At 62.9% G+C, this 16,076-nt stretch carries 11 protein-coding genes and 4 pseudogenes; 6 read left to right on the forward strand and 9 right to left on the reverse strand.

Annotation, left to right across the window (positions count from 1 at the left end; all coding sequences use genetic code 11):
- Positions 1-32: 32 nt before the first annotated feature.
- The 4 genes and pseudogenes from M1105_RS03860 to M1105_RS03875 all read right to left on the reverse strand — a co-directional run bounded on the left by M1105_RS03860 (position 33) and on the right by M1105_RS03875 (position 3,326).
- Positions 33-1,241, reverse strand: coding sequence for an IS256 family transposase (locus M1105_RS03860; RefSeq protein ID WP_249579017.1), 1,209 nt, complete (start codon positions 1,239-1,241; stop codon positions 33-35).
- Positions 1,242-1,299: 58 nt separating this feature from the next.
- Positions 1,300-1,897 (reverse strand): annotated as a pseudogene (locus M1105_RS03865) (IS6 family transposase); the annotation flags it as partial.
- A gap of 76 nt (positions 1,898-1,973) precedes the next feature.
- On the reverse strand, positions 1,974-2,432 hold the full coding sequence (locus M1105_RS03870) for a hypothetical protein (protein ID WP_249579018.1): 459 nt from the start codon (positions 2,430-2,432) through the stop codon (positions 1,974-1,976).
- Between the two features lie 384 nt (positions 2,433-2,816).
- The gene (locus M1105_RS03875) at positions 2,817-3,326 is read right to left on the reverse strand and encodes an OmpA family protein (RefSeq protein ID WP_249579019.1); all 510 of its coding nucleotides are present in this window, start codon (positions 3,324-3,326) and stop codon (positions 2,817-2,819) included.
- A 76-nt stretch (positions 3,327-3,402) separates the two neighbouring features.
- Here M1105_RS03875 and M1105_RS03880 point away from each other — a divergent pair, with 76 nt between their 5' ends.
- On the forward strand, positions 3,403-3,714 hold the full coding sequence (locus tag M1105_RS03880; protein ID WP_249579020.1) for a hypothetical protein: 312 nt from the start codon (positions 3,403-3,405) through the stop codon (positions 3,712-3,714).
- Between the two features lie 1,032 nt (positions 3,715-4,746).
- A pseudogene (locus M1105_RS03885) lies at positions 4,747-5,447 on the forward strand (IS6 family transposase).
- 180 nt (positions 5,448-5,627) lie between these two features.
- Here the strand turns inward: M1105_RS03885 and M1105_RS03890 are convergent.
- From M1105_RS03890 to M1105_RS03905, 4 genes and pseudogenes are all read right to left on the reverse strand, one after another.
- Positions 5,628-6,884, reverse strand: a complete 1,257-nt coding sequence (locus M1105_RS03890) for a hypothetical protein (RefSeq protein WP_249579051.1) — start codon at positions 6,882-6,884, stop codon at positions 5,628-5,630.
- Between the two features lie 526 nt (positions 6,885-7,410).
- A pseudogene (locus M1105_RS03895) lies at positions 7,411-7,515 on the reverse strand (IS6 family transposase); the annotation flags it as partial.
- A gap of 149 nt (positions 7,516-7,664) precedes the next feature.
- The gene (locus M1105_RS03900) at positions 7,665-8,486 is read right to left on the reverse strand and encodes a hypothetical protein (protein WP_249579021.1); all 822 of its coding nucleotides are present in this window, start codon (positions 8,484-8,486) and stop codon (positions 7,665-7,667) included.
- A 301-nt stretch (positions 8,487-8,787) separates the two neighbouring features.
- Positions 8,788-9,833 (reverse strand): annotated as a pseudogene (locus M1105_RS03905) (IS3 family transposase); the annotation flags it as partial.
- 345 nt (positions 9,834-10,178) lie between these two features.
- Here M1105_RS03905 and M1105_RS03910 point away from each other — a divergent pair.
- From M1105_RS03910 to M1105_RS03925, 4 genes are all read left to right on the forward strand, one after another.
- Entirely contained in the window at positions 10,179-11,042 is an 864-nt protein-coding gene (locus tag M1105_RS03910; protein WP_249579022.1) for a cobalamin B12-binding domain-containing protein, read from the forward strand.
- A 396-nt stretch (positions 11,043-11,438) separates the two neighbouring features.
- A complete protein-coding gene (locus M1105_RS03915) occupies positions 11,439-12,257 on the forward strand; it encodes a transglutaminase-like domain-containing protein (protein ID WP_249579023.1) in 819 nt (272 codons plus the stop codon).
- 415 nt (positions 12,258-12,672) lie between these two features.
- Positions 12,673-13,494, forward strand: a complete 822-nt coding sequence (locus tag M1105_RS03920; RefSeq protein ID WP_249579024.1) for a Crp/Fnr family transcriptional regulator — start codon at positions 12,673-12,675, stop codon at positions 13,492-13,494.
- A gap of 69 nt (positions 13,495-13,563) precedes the next feature.
- Positions 13,564-15,621, forward strand: a complete 2,058-nt coding sequence (locus tag M1105_RS03925) for an alkyl/aryl-sulfatase (protein WP_249579025.1) — start codon at positions 13,564-13,566, stop codon at positions 15,619-15,621.
- Positions 15,622-15,738: 117 nt separating this feature from the next.
- Here the strand turns inward: M1105_RS03925 and M1105_RS03930 are convergent.
- On the reverse strand, positions 15,739-16,076 hold a 338-nt coding region (locus M1105_RS03930; RefSeq protein WP_249579026.1), incomplete at its 5' end, for an integrase core domain-containing protein.

Below are 16,076 nucleotides of genomic sequence, written 5' to 3' on the forward strand. Positions count from 1 at the left end.
AGGAATTCCGTGTGCGGGCGGACGGCTGAACATCAGGCCATCGCTCTGGTGAAGCGCTCGCCGGCGAACTTGGCCTTGGCCATGGACCACTCCCTCGGAGGCATGGTCCACTCTTTCTCGGCCCTGTTCAAGACGAGGAACAGGAGCTTCGTCGCGGCGTCGTCGTTGGGGAAGTGGCCCCGGGCGCGAACGGCGCGGCGCAGCTTGGCGTTCAGGGCCTCGATGGAGTTCGTGGTGTAGACGATCCGGCGGACATCGTCGGCGAAGCCGTAGAACGGGATCACCTCCGGCCAGGCTCGGCGCCAGCTCTGGACGATGGCGGGGTACTTCCGACCCCAGTCGCCGGCCTCGAAGGCGGCAAGCGCGGCGGCGCCTGCGTCGGCGTCCAGCGCCTTGTAGATCTCCTTCAGCGCGGCGGCGACGGGCTTGCGGTCCTTGTAGGACACGAAGTCGAGGCTGTGGCGCAGCAGGTGGACGATGCAAGTCTGAACCAGGGCGTCGGGAAAGACGGCGACGATCGCCTCGGGAAAGCCCTTCAGGCCGTCGACGACGGCGAGCAGAACGTCCTCGACGCCGCGATTTCTCAGCTCGTTCATGACCCTGAGCCAGAACTTCGCGCCCTCGTTCTGCTCGAGCCAGAGGCCGAGGACTTCCTTCGTGCCGTCAGCGCGCACGCCGAGAGCAATATGCACCGCCTTGTTGCGGACCGTGCCCTCATCGCGGATTTTCACCCGCAGGGCGTCGAAGAAGATCAGGGGGTAGACAGCCTCGAGCGGGCGGGCCTGCCAGGCCGCCAGTTCCTCCAGAACCGCATCGGTGACGGTGCTGATCAGGTCGGGCGACACGTCGACGCCGTAGAGCTCGCGGACATGGCCTGCGATCTCGCGCACGCTCATGCCGCGCGCGTACATCGAGATGATCTTGTCGTCGAAGCCCGGGAACCGCCGCTGGTACTTGGCGATCAGCGCCGGGTCGAAGCTGCCGGCGAGATCGCGCGGGATCTCCAGCTCGATCTTGCCGGTCCCGGTCGTCACCGTCTTGCGGCCATAGCCGTTGCGGCTGTTGCCGGGCTCGCCATTGACCAGGTGATGGTCCATCTCGGCATTCAGCGCTCGCTCGGCCAAGGCCTTCTTCAGCTGGTCGAGCAGGCCGTCGGCGTCAAAGGCCGACTTCGCGTCGGCACCATCGAGCAGTTGGTCAAGCAGCGAGTCGGCGATGACAGGCGGTTTGCGTCGGGACATGCGGGCTCTCCCTCTTTCCCACTATGTCCGCCCACACACGAAAATCCCGACAGTCCCCGGAGGCATGGACGGCGGCGAAGAGCTGCAAACTTCGCATCCGCCGGAACCGCAGCATCGCGCGTTCCCGTCTTCGCGGTGGCAGGTGTGAGTTCTCGACGCGGTTGTTCAACCAGCGTCCCGTCGACTGCAGATCTGACCCACCGAGTTCGCGCTGCGCGGCACGACGGCAGGCGATCGGTGACGATTTCATCCGGCCGGCCGCATCTGCGCATCAATTTCCTGAGGAACTTCAATGCCGCCTTCTTGTTCCGACGTTTCGTGACGACGGCCTCGAGAACCTCGCCTTCATGGTCGACAGCGCGCCACAGGTAGTGGCGCTCACAGTTGATCTTCACGAACACCTCGTCCATGTGCCAGCGCCAGTTCGAGAAAGTGCGCATCCGCTCGACGCGCTTGCGCCAGATCTCGGCCGCGAAGATCGGTCCGCACCGATGCTACCAGAAACGGATTGTCTCGTGGCTCACGTCGACGCCGCGCTCATGCAGCAGGTCCTCGACGTTCCTGAGCGAGAGAGGGAACCTCACGTACATCATCACCGCCAGGCGGATGATTTCTGGGCTGCTTTGGGAGCCCTTGAACGGGTTCGATTTGCTCATCCGGAGAGGGTAGGGAGGCCGTCATCCCGCCTCAAGCCGGTTTTCCGTGACAGTGCCGGAAGCAGGGCGTGCCGCTCTAGTTGCTCTCTCTAATTCTCTGATCCATTTTCTCAAAAAAATTATCTACCATGCTAAATATCTGTCCGTTGATTGGATTATCAGAATTAAGTCGCCACAAATCCTGTGAAATTGTAACTATTTCAAGCGCATCTCTCGCATCCCGCATGTCTTTAAATATATTAATCATAACAAATCCATTGCAAAATTTTGCCTCCATTTCACTATTAAAATTCATGTCTCGCAGACTTACATAAAATAAAAATTTATATTCTCCCCCTCTGTCAGTTGATATTCCGCGATAATTAAATTTCTGTGCGATATAATTCGCAAAATCTATTGAATTTGTCCAGCATTCATCCTTAGATCGGTCGTCAATTTCTATTGCTATAGGGTTTATCAGTTCGCTGCTGAAGCTGCCAGAGAACCACTGAGCCTGCGCGCTCGTCGCCCACAACAGGGCGCCCGCCACCGTCATCGAAAGAATAGCGCACCGCATAATTCTCACCCTGTCAGCTCGCCATGCGATGCTTGATCCTACCTGAAAGCGCCGCCATCGCTACCCGCTGATCTTCCCAGCTTCTTCGCGCAGATCCTTGCAGGCGTTTCCCGTTTATTGCTGTTGGCCATTGGTATAGTGTTTGCTGCGGCCAGCCGCGCGGGCGTTGTTTTCATCCCAGAGAACGACGGCGTGCCGTGGGCAGGCTCGGGCGCGTGGGCGCTGCAGAAATTCGGCGCGCCTTAAGGCGTCAATGCCAGCTGCTTATGGTCGGCCGAGTTGGCCGCAGGCGGGGGCTGGCGGATTTTGCCCCCCTCGACCGGAGCGCGAGGCAGAGGGGGACTGGCTTGGGGGGGGGCGGCGTTACCGGATCAGAACTGCCTCGACCCGGCGATTCTCGGCGCGCCCCTCGGGCGTGTCGTTGGAAGCTGCCGGGGCGAGCGGCCCGACGCCCACGGGGGCGAGACGGTCTTGGGAGATGCCATGCTGTCGGATCATTTCGTTCACCATCGCCTCGGCGCGGCGGCGCGAGAGGTCGAGGTTGTAGGTAAAGGCGCCGGTATTGTCGGTATGGCCGACGACGGCGACCTTGAGCGTGGGGTCGTCGGCCAGCACCTGTGCGAGGCGGGCCGTTAGGTCCTTTCCTTCGGCGCTCAGGCGCGCGCTGTCGGTCTCGAACAGGACGCCGCGCATCGCGACCTTCCCGTCGCGCCGCAGCGCCTTGCCGATATCGTTTGCCGAAGCCTTTGCGATGTCGAAGGTCGATGTCTCGCCGACTTTTCCCGGCGCCTCGCAGCCGGCGAGGGCAAGTGTGGCGGTGGCGGCGAGGGCAATTCCGAAGGCTCGAATCCCGCGGCCTCGAAGCGAAAGCATGTCGTTCTCCAATTGTCGAGCACTCCACCAACTCGCCTTCCCCGGGAAAGACTAGCGTCGCGGAAAACAGTTTTCCATGCGATTCTCTTCATGGCCCCCTGCGAACGTCGGCCCGCCGGCCGCGAAGAGGCTTCAGGCCTACGGCTCAACTGCCGAGGCCGTCGCGGCCTTCCGGGCGCATGATTACCTCGCGTTGCACGAGGCGCTCGGGCTCGGGCCGCACGAGACAAGCCCCCTGGACGTGACCGACGATCCGGCCAACCGAGATCGCTACACGGAGGCTGGTACTGCGGGCTGGGAGTCGTGGCCTGCGGCGATGGAGCTGCGACGCGCGCTGACTGCCGGCCTCAATCCGCTTTCGAGCATGGGCGGGCAAAACGTCTATTAGAAAAAGTCTCACCTCACGGCACCAATCTTCCCGGTGGCCGTTGAGACGTCGCAGAGTTACGCCACAACCAAGACCATAAACGCCGCCGCTGGGTATTAGCGGCGACGTTTATCTTTGGGCGGGCGTTGTGCCAATGCATCTCAATAGGATGGAACTCTCGCCCGCGTTAATTCCTCATTAAGGATTCCGCGGGAACGTAAACGCGGCGACCCCGCCGTAGGTCGAGGGTAGCCGCAGAACGCTAAACGAGCAGAACACGCCACCTGCGGAGCAAGCAACATGGTGGCGTGTACATTCCACTGACTGCGCATGTCGAATGGTGGGCCGCTATACGGCCTATTTGTGGCGCACACCACGGCATTCTGAACAGTTTGGCGGTCGCGCTATGATGCCGCTATCGTTTCGGCGATTGCGTGGCCTCGGTCCGTTAACTTCCAGTAACGTTCATACGGACTCGGAACCTCCATCTCGATCAGGCCCTGACCCTGAAGCCAGGCGGCTTTAGGCGGAGCAATTCGCCTCGCATTGATGCTTTGCACATGTCCCGATGCGAGAAGGATTTGCAGGGCACGCCGCTGGGGTGCTGTTAGCCTTCTGGCCAACTGTGCAAAGTCATCGGTCGCAGCCGGGTCTATGCCCATCGCTCTTTGCCGCGCCAACGCAGCGCGTCAGACCAGCGGGAGCATGCCCATGAAGGCAACCAGGCCGACGGCGAAGGGATATGCGATATAAGCCATCTCGGTTTCCTTTCCGCGCTTACTGCCGCGTTGGAATCATCTATGCCAGCCCCGCCACCGCGGAGATGTGAGCAACGTCACATGCGGAAGGCGGGCGACGTGCGGCTCGATCTCGCGACGATGCACAGCCCGCCCGGACGGGAGGCACGCGACGCTTTGTGGGCTATCGTTGGGCGCGAGCCAATGACCTGCCGCGCAGTGGATCGGGATCGCTATGGACGGATCGTGGCGGAGGTGTTGGCAGACAAACTCTAACCTGTCTCTGTTTCCCCGTTGCGCATGGTAGGCGAGAGGCATGGTCGACAGGATTTCCCACAAGCGCCACCGGTTCTCGCCCGATGTGATCCGCTACGCGGTTTGGCTCTACCTCCGTTTCACGTTGAGCCTCCGCGATGTCGAGGAGATGCTCGCCGAGCGCGGGATCGAAGTCAGCCGCGAGACCGTCCGCTACTGGGTCATCAAGTTCGGCCCGCGGGTCGCAGCCAACCTCAGGCGTCGCCGCGGCGCTCCAACTTGCCGCTGGCACCTCGACGAGATGATCGTGAAGATTTGCGGCCGGCGGATGTGGCTCTGGCGGGCAGTGGACGATCAGGGCGAGGTGCTCGACATGCTGGTCCAGGCACGCCGCAACGCGAAGGCAGCGCGGAAACTGCTGCGTCGGCTCATGAAAACACCGGCGTCCGCCCGGAGACGGTCACCACCGACGGCCTCGCATCCTATCGGCAAGCGATGCGGGAAGAGGCCCCCCCGGAGCGCCACCGTCCCGGCCGGCTTCAGGCCAACAACCGCGCCGAAAACTCGCATCTGCCGATCCGACGACGAGAGCGCAATCAGCAGAGATTCAAATCGCAGGGCTCCGCCCAACGCTTCCTCGCCTCTCATGCCGCCGTCTACAACTGCTTCAACATCGGAGCGCATCTCGTCAGCCGCCCGACCCTGCGTCACTTCAGAGCGCAGGCCTTCGCGGCTTGGGCTGAGGCGACCATGGACGCCTGAACTCCAGAGGCAACCGGGTCAATTTGCGCGAAAGCGCCGTTAACTTGCCAATACCTTCATGAGATGTCTCCCCGAAGTTGAAGCCTTTCAGAACGACGCGACGAGACCCGAAGCACCATACGGATATCGCCGGCCTGCTGGCGACGCGGCCCACTCGCTCGCCAGCCGGCAAGAGGCGGCTCACTCGATGCCGGCCTGCTTGAAGCAGGCCTTCCATCCCCCCTCGAGAAAGTGATCTGTGTCGCACCAGGCGGCCACGGGGAAGTAGTCGCCCATGATCTTCTGCGAGCACTGCCCGGCTTCCCTGATCGCCTCCTGGCTCGGCGGCACGGGAAAGTTGAAATGCGCGCCGCAGCCTGCGGCCACCGCCTTCTGAATCGAATGGGGAAAGTTCTCGGAGGCCAGCAGGTAGCGAAGGAAGATGGTCTTCGGAGACATCTGCTCGTCGCCGAGAGGGACCCAGGCAATGTCGGGTCCGAACCAGTGCGGCCGGAGGACGTCGTAGGACAGCACGATGGTGGCGAAGCCGTCCTCGTCGATCGGCGTCGTCGCGTCGACGGCGCAGTTGACGATCGGGACGGGCGACACGAGCTCGCCGACGCACATCGTCCAGTATCGCAGGTCGATACTGTCGAAGCCGGGCGCAGGCTGCCAGACGGAGGAGCCGTGGAAGGTGTCGGGAAAGCCCGGTATCTTGACCCGGATCACGACGATGCGATCCGGCCGACGCTCGGACATGAAATAGGACACCATGTACTTGTTGTCGGGATTCGGCAGGATCCGGATCGGCGGATTCAGGACGGGTCCGAACCAGATATGGTCCGGCGAGGGCGGCACGTGCACCGGATCCTCCAGCACCCCCTGAAGGATCGATGCCTGCATGTCGAGGAACTGTGGCCGCCGGTTGACCGTCTCGCAGGGCGGAAGCGTCTTGGTCTGGCCGCCGGCGTCCGTGACGGTGATCTCGGGTAGGGGCACCCCGCCCATCGTGCCCTGGCCGGGGTTGGAGAAGTAGACCCGGTAGAGGAGCCAGGCCGTCTCGGCGTGAAGGTTCAGCGTGTTGCCGCCATCGCCTCCGCTCCGATCGATCGTGACGGTGTAATTCGCGGGGACCTCGACCGCGGACGCCCCTTCGGCAAAGGGATTGGTGCTGCCGGCGTCGGGCGCGATCTGCGCATCGTAGAGATGATCGGCGAGCGCCGTCGCGATCGGCGCCTCGTCATACAGGGCGAAGGAGAAGAAGCGGCTCTTGGCATAGGCGCCGGAGATCTTCACCTCGCGCCACCCCGCATCGATGGGCATGTACCATATGCGGTAGGCGGCGTCTGGGAAGATCCAGTTGCCTTGGCCATAGGGCGTCCAGTGGAACTGCCAGGCACAGGTTGGCGTAGGCAGTGTTTCGGCTGAGCCCTTGCCTGGCGGGACGAGGAAGGGCACGGCAAACAACGCGATCGCGAGGAGCGATCTTGCTGTCACGGACACAAACAATCCTTTCATCGCATCCTCCGCCCAGTGAAACTTGGAAGAATGATGCGCGTGCTTCTCTGGCCGGGCAATCTACCCAAGATTGTACACTTTGCCGCAGGGAAATTGCGGATGCGATGTTCAGTGACAGCCAAGCCTGCGAGAGGGAAGTGAACCCGCCAGCCAAATCATGGAGGGCCGTTCCGCAGCGCAAGTTTCTGACATAACCTTCAAGAATACCCTCGGTTTCCTCACGTTGCCGCCGCATTGGCGCCGTGGGGAGCGCGAAGGAGGCGCATCTTCCGCAACGGACCGAACTGGCTTCATCCTGAAGGCCCCCCGGGCTCGCGCGCCTGCGGTGCCGGAACCACCACGAAGGGTGCTCGGCGCGGTCGGGAGGGCAGATTCCTGCATCTCCACAGAGCTTCGCGATCTCGTCGCGGCCGACGTCCGGCCGAGCGGAATGCCGTGTCAGTCGGACCAGCCGAGAACGTTCCGGATCGACGTTCCGTAGGGAGAGAGGGAACCGGATGTACGTCATCACGGCCAGGCGGATGATCTCCGGGCTGGTTGTGAGGTGCCGGAAAGGATTGGGTTTCATCATGCCGCGAGGGCGGGAGGCCGGCATCCCGCCTCAAGCCAAGTTCCTTTGACAGTGCCGACTCCAGCACTAAGCCGGCCGCCGGCGCCGGCCTCGTGGTGGGATCTTCGGCCGTCATTGACACCTGGACCTGGACCGCAGGAACGGTCGCGTCAGCGCCTGAGCGGCTCTCCCATGGCCGCGGCGGCGAGCTTAGTCTGCTTTAGAACTTCTTCCGTCATCCCGATCGCTTTCATCAAATCGCCGTAGCTTTTCGTGTAGCCCGCATGGCGACGGTCCTTCTTGTCGATCGTCTCGGGCTTCGGCATCTCCGCGGCCATTTTTTTGTACTTGGCCAGATCCTCGGCCTGCTTCGCGATCGCCGCCTTGTGGTCGTCGAGCATCTTGGTGGCATTCTCAACCGTGCCCGTGCTGTTGGTCAGCACTCGGCCCACCTTCTTCGCGCCGCGTGCGACGGCCCCGGCACCGGCCGCCCGGGCCGCGCCGTCGACGATTTTCTTGACCCTCGGCTCCTCTTTCCTCAGCTTGATAAGGCTCTCATATACCCCCGCCAGGGCGTCCCTCACCGAGCTCGGGCTGTGGGTGGCCAAGACCTTGCCGAGATCGTCGAGCATCGACTTGTCGGACGCGATCTTCGCCCTAACCTCAAACTGCCCGATCTTCGCCTGCTTCAGATAGACGTCGATCGCCGCCTTCGTCTCGTCGTGGACCTTCGGCATGCAGGTCTTACGCGCAGCCTCGAACGCCCTGACGAGCCGGTCATAGGCCATAGCCGCATACTTGATGTCGGTGCCTACGCCCTCGATCACCTTGAAGTTCGGAAGACCGTTGGGCCCGATATGCCTTTTGCGGGCCTCGCTGAGTGCGTTCAAAACCTCCGGGTTCTTCTTCGCCACCAGGCCGGCTGCGTTCTTGCTCCAAAAGATGGGCTCGAAGCCTTTTCTCGGAATATCGCTCAGATCGCTCTTCTGCATCGCGTGTTCTCCTGATCGCCGCGGCGGGAGGATGGGAGGGCACGACGGGACGTCTCGCAGAGCCGAGCAGGCACAGGCTAGGCGGGGGCTCGCATAGAAGTCGCGACCGTCAGCCTCCGGCAATCTCGCAATCTAAATCCTGGATTCCCCCTTCGTGACCTTGCAGATCAGTCTGCGGGCACCGAAACACTCAATCAAGCCAAAGATCGCCCACCCTGCGACTTGAACGCCGCGCCTGGCGCAAGAACGATGATCGAAGGAGCCCGCAAGAGAGCGTAGGCGAGGACGCGCCCTGGCTGGCCGCCTCCTTCAGTGAATAGAAGATCTCGCCGTCGAGCAGTTCGTCTCGGAGCTTCGAATTGAAGCTCTCGACGTAGCCATTCTCCCATGGTGACCCGGGCTCGATGTAGGCAGTTCTGGTGCCGACTGCGCCGATCCACTCTCTCACGGCCTTGGCGACGGACTCCGGGCCGTTGTCGGAGCGGATGTGAGCCGGCCCCCCCCGCTCGAGCATCAGCTCGGCAAGCGTCTCGATCACGTCGACCGAATTCAGCTTCCGGTCGACCTTGATCGCCGGCGCCTCGCGGGTGAACTCGTCGACGACGCAAAGCATGCGGAACTTCCGGCGATCATGCGTGCGGTCCTCTACGAAGTCGTAGGCCCAGACATGGTTGGCCCGCTCCAGCCTGAGACGGATGGATGATCCATCGGCCAGCCAGAGACGGACCCTCTTAGGTTGCTTCCTTGGCACCGTTCGGCGGGCAATCGATCCACCGGATCGATTGCGCTTCCGCCTCACCCCCTCGCGTCGCCGGATGCGCTCGACCCGCTTCCTGTTCACGACCCAGCCTGCCTGGCGCAGCAGCGCCGTAATCCGGCGGTTGCCGAATCGACCATAGGTCGTTGCGAGCTCGACGATGTCGGCCGTCAGCTGCGCTTCGTCCTCGGCACTCCGCGGCATCCGACGCTGCGTCGATTTCGGCTGGCCGATGACCTGGAAAGCCCGGCGTTCCGACACGCCAAGCTCCTCGCAGACCTGCGCGGCCTTCTCACGGCGACGAGAGGGGCTTGTCAGTTTCCCCGCAGCGCCTCCGCCAGGAGCAGCTTGTCGAGCGTCAGATCCGACACCGCCTTCCGGAGGCGGCTGTTCTCAAGCTCCAGTTCCTTCAGCCGCTTCACCTGGTCCAGCTTCATCCCGCCGAACTCATTGCGCCAGCGATGGTAGGTTAGCTCGCTCACGCCGATAGACCGGATCGCTTCGGCCAATGGCGTTCCCTGCGCCGTCATCACGTCGACCCGCCGCAGCTTCGCGACGATCTCCTCAGGCTTGTGTCTCTTTCTCGGCATGGATCCTCTTCCTCGGCTCAGCCGACATTACAGATGGATCCGTTCAAGGGGGACAGGCCAAACCGTCATCCGATCGACTTGCTCTGATGAGCCCTCCTGACCTTGAGGCGACACGTCGAGCCCTGCTCGGAAAATAAACTCTCCCGTGGCGACGCTCGGGGGGCTGAGGCCCCAGTCCGGAAACTCGCCCATCGCCTGGAGCACGCGACACACGTCTCCCTCGAGCGTCAATTTCAGTTGACGTCAGCTGCCCCGGGTTTCAGCCTGCAACTCATGCGTGTGCTCGATTCCCCGCAAGGGCGGGGCCGTCTGCGTGCCGGCTCTGGGATCTTGGGGGGACAGCAGATGCAACACGCCGATGCTCTCGTCAGCGGATTTGACCGTGACGCTTATGAAGAGATCATTGACGAGTTTTCAGACCTCCGCACCAGGCTTCCCCGACGGACGCTGGAGCTGGTCTCGCGAGAGGTTGTTGCTCGCCTGAAGGCCCGTTACGAGCACATGAACACCGCAGTCCGCAATGTCGGTGAGGCAGACATCCACGACCTCTGCATCGCCCTCATCAGCGAGGATCACCAGGAGGCGTCGAGATTCGTCGCACTCCTCTATGACCGGGGCGTTCTCCTGGAGAGCATCTATCTCGGCTATCTCGCCGCCGCGACGGCGAGACTCGGGGAGTGGTGGGAGGCGGATCGCGTCACGCTGGCCGATGTCCATCTCGCGGCGGGACGGATCCTCGTCATCATGAAGTCGCTCAAGCGCGCGCAGCCTCATGTCACGACAGACGTTGCCCGACGGGCGACGTTCGCTCTCGTCCCGGGGGAGCAGCACAGCGTCGGACTGACCATGGCGGCGGAGCTGTGTCGCAGAACCGGCTGGCAGATCTCGGTGCTCAATGCGGAGACGCATGACGGACTGCTCGCCGAGATCGAACGCGAAGACTGCGGCTTTGTCGGTCTCTCCGCGAGCGGGCTGCGATCCCATCAGGCGCTGGCACGACTGATTGCGGCCTTGCGGGTCTGGAAGCCGGGTCTCTTCATTGTGGTAGGGGGACAATTGGCCCAACGATTTCCGCAGATGGTCGGAAGACTGGGCGCAAACGCGCTGGCCTCTGACCCTCTCGAAGCGATCAATCGCATGGAAGAAGCGATGCGCGGGAATGGTTCAGGTAACAGGAGGTTCATTTCGGAGATCGGAGTGGGTTCGTAGCGTCTACGGATGAGCTGCCCTAGCCCGCTTGAGCACTTCCAAAGGAGCCGTTAGATCATTCACTCTGCGGTGATGATGGATCTGTGGTTGCCATTCTCTCCGGGAGAGTTCCGCACAGAAAGCAGGTCCGGAAAGGGCGCGACGTGAACGCCCGTAGATCCCACCGGGGAGGGCCACCCTGGGGCCGCCGGGTCGACCTCGGAAGTCGACCGGATCGAGCGGAAGAGCCGCCGTTCGATGCGCGTGGATCGGCGGCTCGCTCAGCGGACGAAACGGTCGCTTGCGGTCTGAGATCCTCTTGTTCGGCCTCGGATGGGATAGAGCGCCGACCGGTATGTTCGGCGTATAACGTACCCCCGAGACCTTCAACCGGCGGGCCTTTTGCGGAGCGATGAGATGCGCATGCGCCTCGGCTGTCGACTGAGCTTTATGTTACCGGCACCGACACCGATGATCCTGCTGCTCAACGTGCACCATTCGCGTGCGAGCGACCTCGAACGACCAGATTTGTTGATCACAAACCCCGCGGTTCCGGTCGAAAGTTATCGCGACGGATTCGGAAACTGGTGCAACAGGTTGGTTGCGCCGGCGGGGCGCTTCGCGGCCTCGACCGAAGGAACGATCCGCGACGCAGGCTTGTCCGATCCAATCGACCAGTCGGCCGAGCAGCACCCCGTTGAACGGTTGCCCAGCGAGGCGCTCACCTACCTGCTCCCGAGCCGCTACTGCGAAAGCGATGTCCTGTCGGACTTCGCCTGGGCGAATTTCAACCGCGGGCCTCTGGGCTGGCCACGTGTGCAGGCGGTCTGCGACTTCGTGCACAATCATGTCCGCTTCGGATATGAGCATTCGCGACCGACCCGCACGGCGGTCGAAACCCTCAACGAGGGCGTCGGCGTCTGCCGAGACTACACGCATCTTGCCATCGCATTGTGCCGGTGCCTCAACATTCCGGCGCGATACTGCACCGGCTATGTGAGCGACATCGGTCGGCCGCCGCCTTACCCACCCATGGATTTCGCCGCCTGGATGGAGGTCTACCTCGGGGATCGGTGGTGGGTCTTCGATCCGCGCAACAACGACATCCGCTTCGGCCGCGTCCTGATCGCGCGTGGCCGTGATGCCGCCGACGTGCCGTTGACCCACAGCTTCGGCCACCACGAGCTCCAAGCATTCGAGGTTTGGATCGAAAAGATCGCAAACGGGCCGATCTAACTGCCAGCGACCAAAGTTCCTTGTGACCGCGCCAGGCTCTGTCACAGACGGTTCCTCGCCAAGGCCGACAAGCAAGGTTTGGGCCGTCGATCGCGGCGCGGGACGGGGTGAATGTGCCCTTCTGATCGATGCCTCAAATAGGCGGGGAGCAGCCGTTCGCTGCGATCTGCGCCGAGGTCCGCTAAGCGGACAAACCGGACTTTGGCTCGTGCAGCATTTCTTGCACACGGTTGAAGGCGTTGCTCCGCCGAAGAGACATGGAGCCCGCTGCGGCGCAGTATTTCTCCCGAAAGCAGACACGGCGACACGCGATCTCGGTCGACGACAAGTTCCGCCACGAGTGTCCGACCTGGGGCCGATAGGCTGTCGAGTGTTCGTGCGGGCATCTGGGGGAACTGCATGATAAGCTGAAATTATGCGGTCCCAAGGTCGCCCCACATCCGCGCAGATCGCGCTGCTCAAGTCGGTCGGCTGGTTGGCCGGGCGCTCCGCGACGGCCCAGGATCTGATCCTTTCGATCGGCTTGGTCAGGACCTACTCGCACGGCGAGTTTCTCTATCGCACCGGCGACAGGGCGACCTGCATGTTCGGCCTGATCGACGGGCGGCTGGACATGATCCTGCCGGCGCCCGACGGACGCGAGATCGTAGTGCATCTGTCGACGCCGGGGAACTGGTTCGCCGAGACGACCACGCTCTCGCGCGCGACGATCAAGGCCGCCTGCCGCGTTGCGTCTCAGAGGGCGCTGGTCCTTGCGCTGCGCGATGTCGACCTTTTCGCCCTGCTCGACCGGGAGCCTTGGCTGCATCGCGATTTCTACGCGCTGTCCAACGAAAAGCGGACCATCGTGCAGGACCTCCTGGTCGAGGCCCTTACCTTTACAGGGTTGGAGCGGGTCGCCCAGAGGCTGGCCTATCTCCACGCGAAAAAACGGCTCTGGCCGGAGGGCCATGTCGAGATCTCGCAGGATGGGCTGGCCGAGATGGTCGGCGTATCGGCGCCGACCGTGCAGCGCGCGCTCCGGGCGTTTCGGCGTCGCGGCCTGATCGAGACGCGCTACGGGGGCATCAGGATCATCGATGCAAACGGTCTCGCCGCCTTCCGTCAGCATGACGGTGAGCCGGAGACAGGACATGGCGAGAACGGTGAAGTAGGTCCGCGCCACGCCGCCGCAGAGACCGATCACCCCGACGAAGCCCATCAGGCGATCAAGTCAGGCACAGCTCAGGCGGACTAAGATTTCAACCGGTGTTCGCTTGAGCAGACGCGCGCCGAGACGACAACAAGTTTTGGGGAACCTTCGACCATGTCCATGCACACGGCGGCGCGGACCGTCGCCTTTACCCTTTGCCTCGCCGGCCCCGTGCTGGCGCAGGATGCGGGCCATTTCGACGCGAAGGGCAACCCGCCGGCCCCGCGCACACTGGCCTTGATGGCCGAACTGCGCGACCGCCTGCCCTTCGAGGACCAGCGCGATTTTGAGGAGGCGCAGCGCGGGTTCATCGCCGCGCCCGACTACAAGCAGATCATGGCCGATGCCGGCCATGTCGCTTGGGACATGGAAAGCTACGAGTTCCTGCTGACGGGCGATGTGTTCGAAAGCATCCATCCCTCGCTCCAGCGGCAGGCGACGCTCAACATGGCCTACGGCCTTTACGAGGTCATGCCCGGCCACATCTATCAGGTGCGCGGCTTCGATCTTGCCAACTTCACCGTGATCCGGGGCGAGACGGGCTGGATCGTGTTCGACCCGCTGACCGCGGCGGAGACGGCGCGGGCGGCGCTCGCCCTCGTCAACGAGCATCTCGGCGAGCGGCCGGTGACGGGCGTCGTCTACTCCCACAGCCATGGCGACCATTTCGGCGGCGTCCGCGGCGTGGTCGGAGAAGCCGACGTGCGCGAGGGTCGCGTGCCGATCATCGCGCCGGTCGGCTTCATGGATCACGCGGTGGCCGAGAACGTCTATGCCGGCAACGCCATGAACCGGCGAATGTTCTTCCAGTATGGCGTACTGTTGCCGCGCAGCCCGTTCGGCCATGTCGACCAGTCGATCGGGAAGAACACCGCCGCCGGCAATTTCGGGCTGATCGCGCCCACGGTCGTGATCGAGGACGACATCGAGGAACTGACTGTGGACGGCGTGAGGATGGTGTTCCAGAACACACCCGGCACCGAGGCTCCCGCAGAGATGAACACGTACTTCCCCGACCTGAAAGCGTTCTGGGCGGCGGAGAACATCACTGGCACGATCCACAACATCTACACGTTGCGAGGCGCGCTGGTGCGCGATGCGCTGGAATGGTCGCGCCAGATCAACCGCGCGCTCTACCTGTTCGGGCAGGAGGCGGAGGTGATGTTCGCCTCCCATTCGTGGCCGCGCTGGGGCAACGACCGTATCCAGGAGGTCATGCGCGCGCAGCGCGACACCTACGCCAATTTGAACAACGGCGTTCTGCACCTCGCCAATCAGGGCGTGACCATCAACCAGATCCACAACGCCTACGCCGTGCCGGAGTCGCTGCAAAAGCAATGGGCCGCGCGCAGCTATCACGGCTCGGTCGAGCACAACAGCCGCGCCGTGGTGAACCGCTATCTCGGATACTGGGACGCCAACCCGGCGACGCTGATCCCGCTCTCGCCCGAGGACTCGGCGCCGCTTTATGTCGAGATGATGGGCGGCGCCGGCCCCATCATCACGAAGGGGCGCGCGCTCTATGATGCGGGTGACTACAAGCTGGCACAGGAAATTCTGAACAAGCTCGTCTATGCAGAGCCAGGCAATCAGGAGGCCAAGGACCTGCTCGCCGACGTGTTCGAGCAGATCGGCTATCAGCAGGAGAGCCCGAGCGTCCGCAACTCGTTCCTCGCCGGCGCCTACGAGCTGCGCAACGGCATCCCGTCGGGCGCGTCTCCGAAATCCTCGGGGCCGGACATGATCCGGGCGATGGACACATATCTCTGGCTCGACTTCCTCGGGGTGCGTCTCGACAGCGCGAAGGCGGGCGACCGCGCGTTCACGATCAACCTTATCACGCCGGACAATGGCGAGCGGTTCGTGGTCGAGTTGTCGAACGGCACGCTCACCAATCTCGAGGGATTTCTCGCTGAGGCCCCCGACCTCACCATAGTGCTGAACCGCAGCGATCTTGAGCCGGTGATGATGGGCGCCGTAACGCTGGACGACCAGATCGCGGCAGGCAAAGTGGCGTTGGCCGGCGATGCAGGAATCATCCGCGAACTGAAGACGATGCTGGTGCAGTTCGACCTCGGCTTCGAGATCCTACCCGGCACCGGCAGCGTGGATCTGACGCCCGAGGCGAATCCGTTCCGGCAGCCGGAGCCGGCGGATACGTCTGGTGGGTGACCAACTGACTGCGGCCCGGCCCGCCGGGTGCGGGTCGCTTAGCCTCACGGAATCAGACTGGATCAGCTAGACGGGTTTTTTGCTGAGCAGCCCAACTTGATTGGTCCACGGTGATTGTTAGTTCATGGTCGGCCTTCGGTCCATCCGGACGATGCTTTCCGGGGCTGGTGGCCGCCATCCAAGAGCGCTGTGAGGCCGTCTGGTGTTGTAGTGGCGGCGCCAGCTTTCGATGATGATCTGGGCTTCTCTGAGCGAGTAGAAGATCTCCCCGTTCAGGAGTTCGTCGCGCAGGCGAGCGTTGAAGCTCTCGCAATAGCCGTTCTCCCATGGGCTTCCCGGTTCGATGAAGGCGGTCTTGGCGCCGACGGCAGTGATCCAGTCCCGCACCACGTGGGCGACGAATTCGGGGCCATTGTCTGACCTGATGTACGCCGGGACGCCGCGGAGGAGGAACA

Origin of the sequence: Thermohalobaculum sediminis (assembly GCF_023487995.1) — a bacterium.
GTDB lineage: Bacteria > Pseudomonadota > Alphaproteobacteria > Rhodobacterales > Rhodobacteraceae > Thermohalobaculum > Thermohalobaculum sediminis.

Excerpts from the sequence above, each read along its gene's own strand:
- M1105_RS03915 (WP_249579023.1), top strand. The coding sequence starts at position 11,439 with ATGCGCATGCGCCTCGGCTGTCGACTGAGCTTTATGTTACCGGCACCG.
- M1105_RS03910 (WP_249579022.1), top strand. The coding sequence starts at position 10,179 with ATGCAACACGCCGATGCTCTCGTCAGCGGATTTGACCGTGACGCTTAT.
- M1105_RS03875 (WP_249579019.1), bottom strand. The coding sequence starts at position 3,326 with ATGCTTTCGCTTCGAGGCCGCGGGATTCGAGCCTTCGGAATTGCCCTC.
- M1105_RS03870 (WP_249579018.1), bottom strand. The coding sequence starts at position 2,432 with ATGACGGTGGCGGGCGCCCTGTTGTGGGCGACGAGCGCGCAGGCTCAG.
- M1105_RS03920 (WP_249579024.1), top strand. The coding sequence starts at position 12,673 with ATGCGGTCCCAAGGTCGCCCCACATCCGCGCAGATCGCGCTGCTCAAG.
- M1105_RS03860 (WP_249579017.1), bottom strand. The coding sequence starts at position 1,241 with ATGTCCCGACGCAAACCGCCTGTCATCGCCGACTCGCTGCTTGACCAA.
- M1105_RS03925 (WP_249579025.1), top strand. The coding sequence starts at position 13,564 with ATGTCCATGCACACGGCGGCGCGGACCGTCGCCTTTACCCTTTGCCTC.
- M1105_RS03900 (WP_249579021.1), bottom strand. The coding sequence starts at position 8,486 with ATGCAGAAGAGCGATCTGAGCGATATTCCGAGAAAAGGCTTCGAGCCC.
- M1105_RS03880 (WP_249579020.1), top strand. The coding sequence starts at position 3,403 with ATGCGATTCTCTTCATGGCCCCCTGCGAACGTCGGCCCGCCGGCCGCG.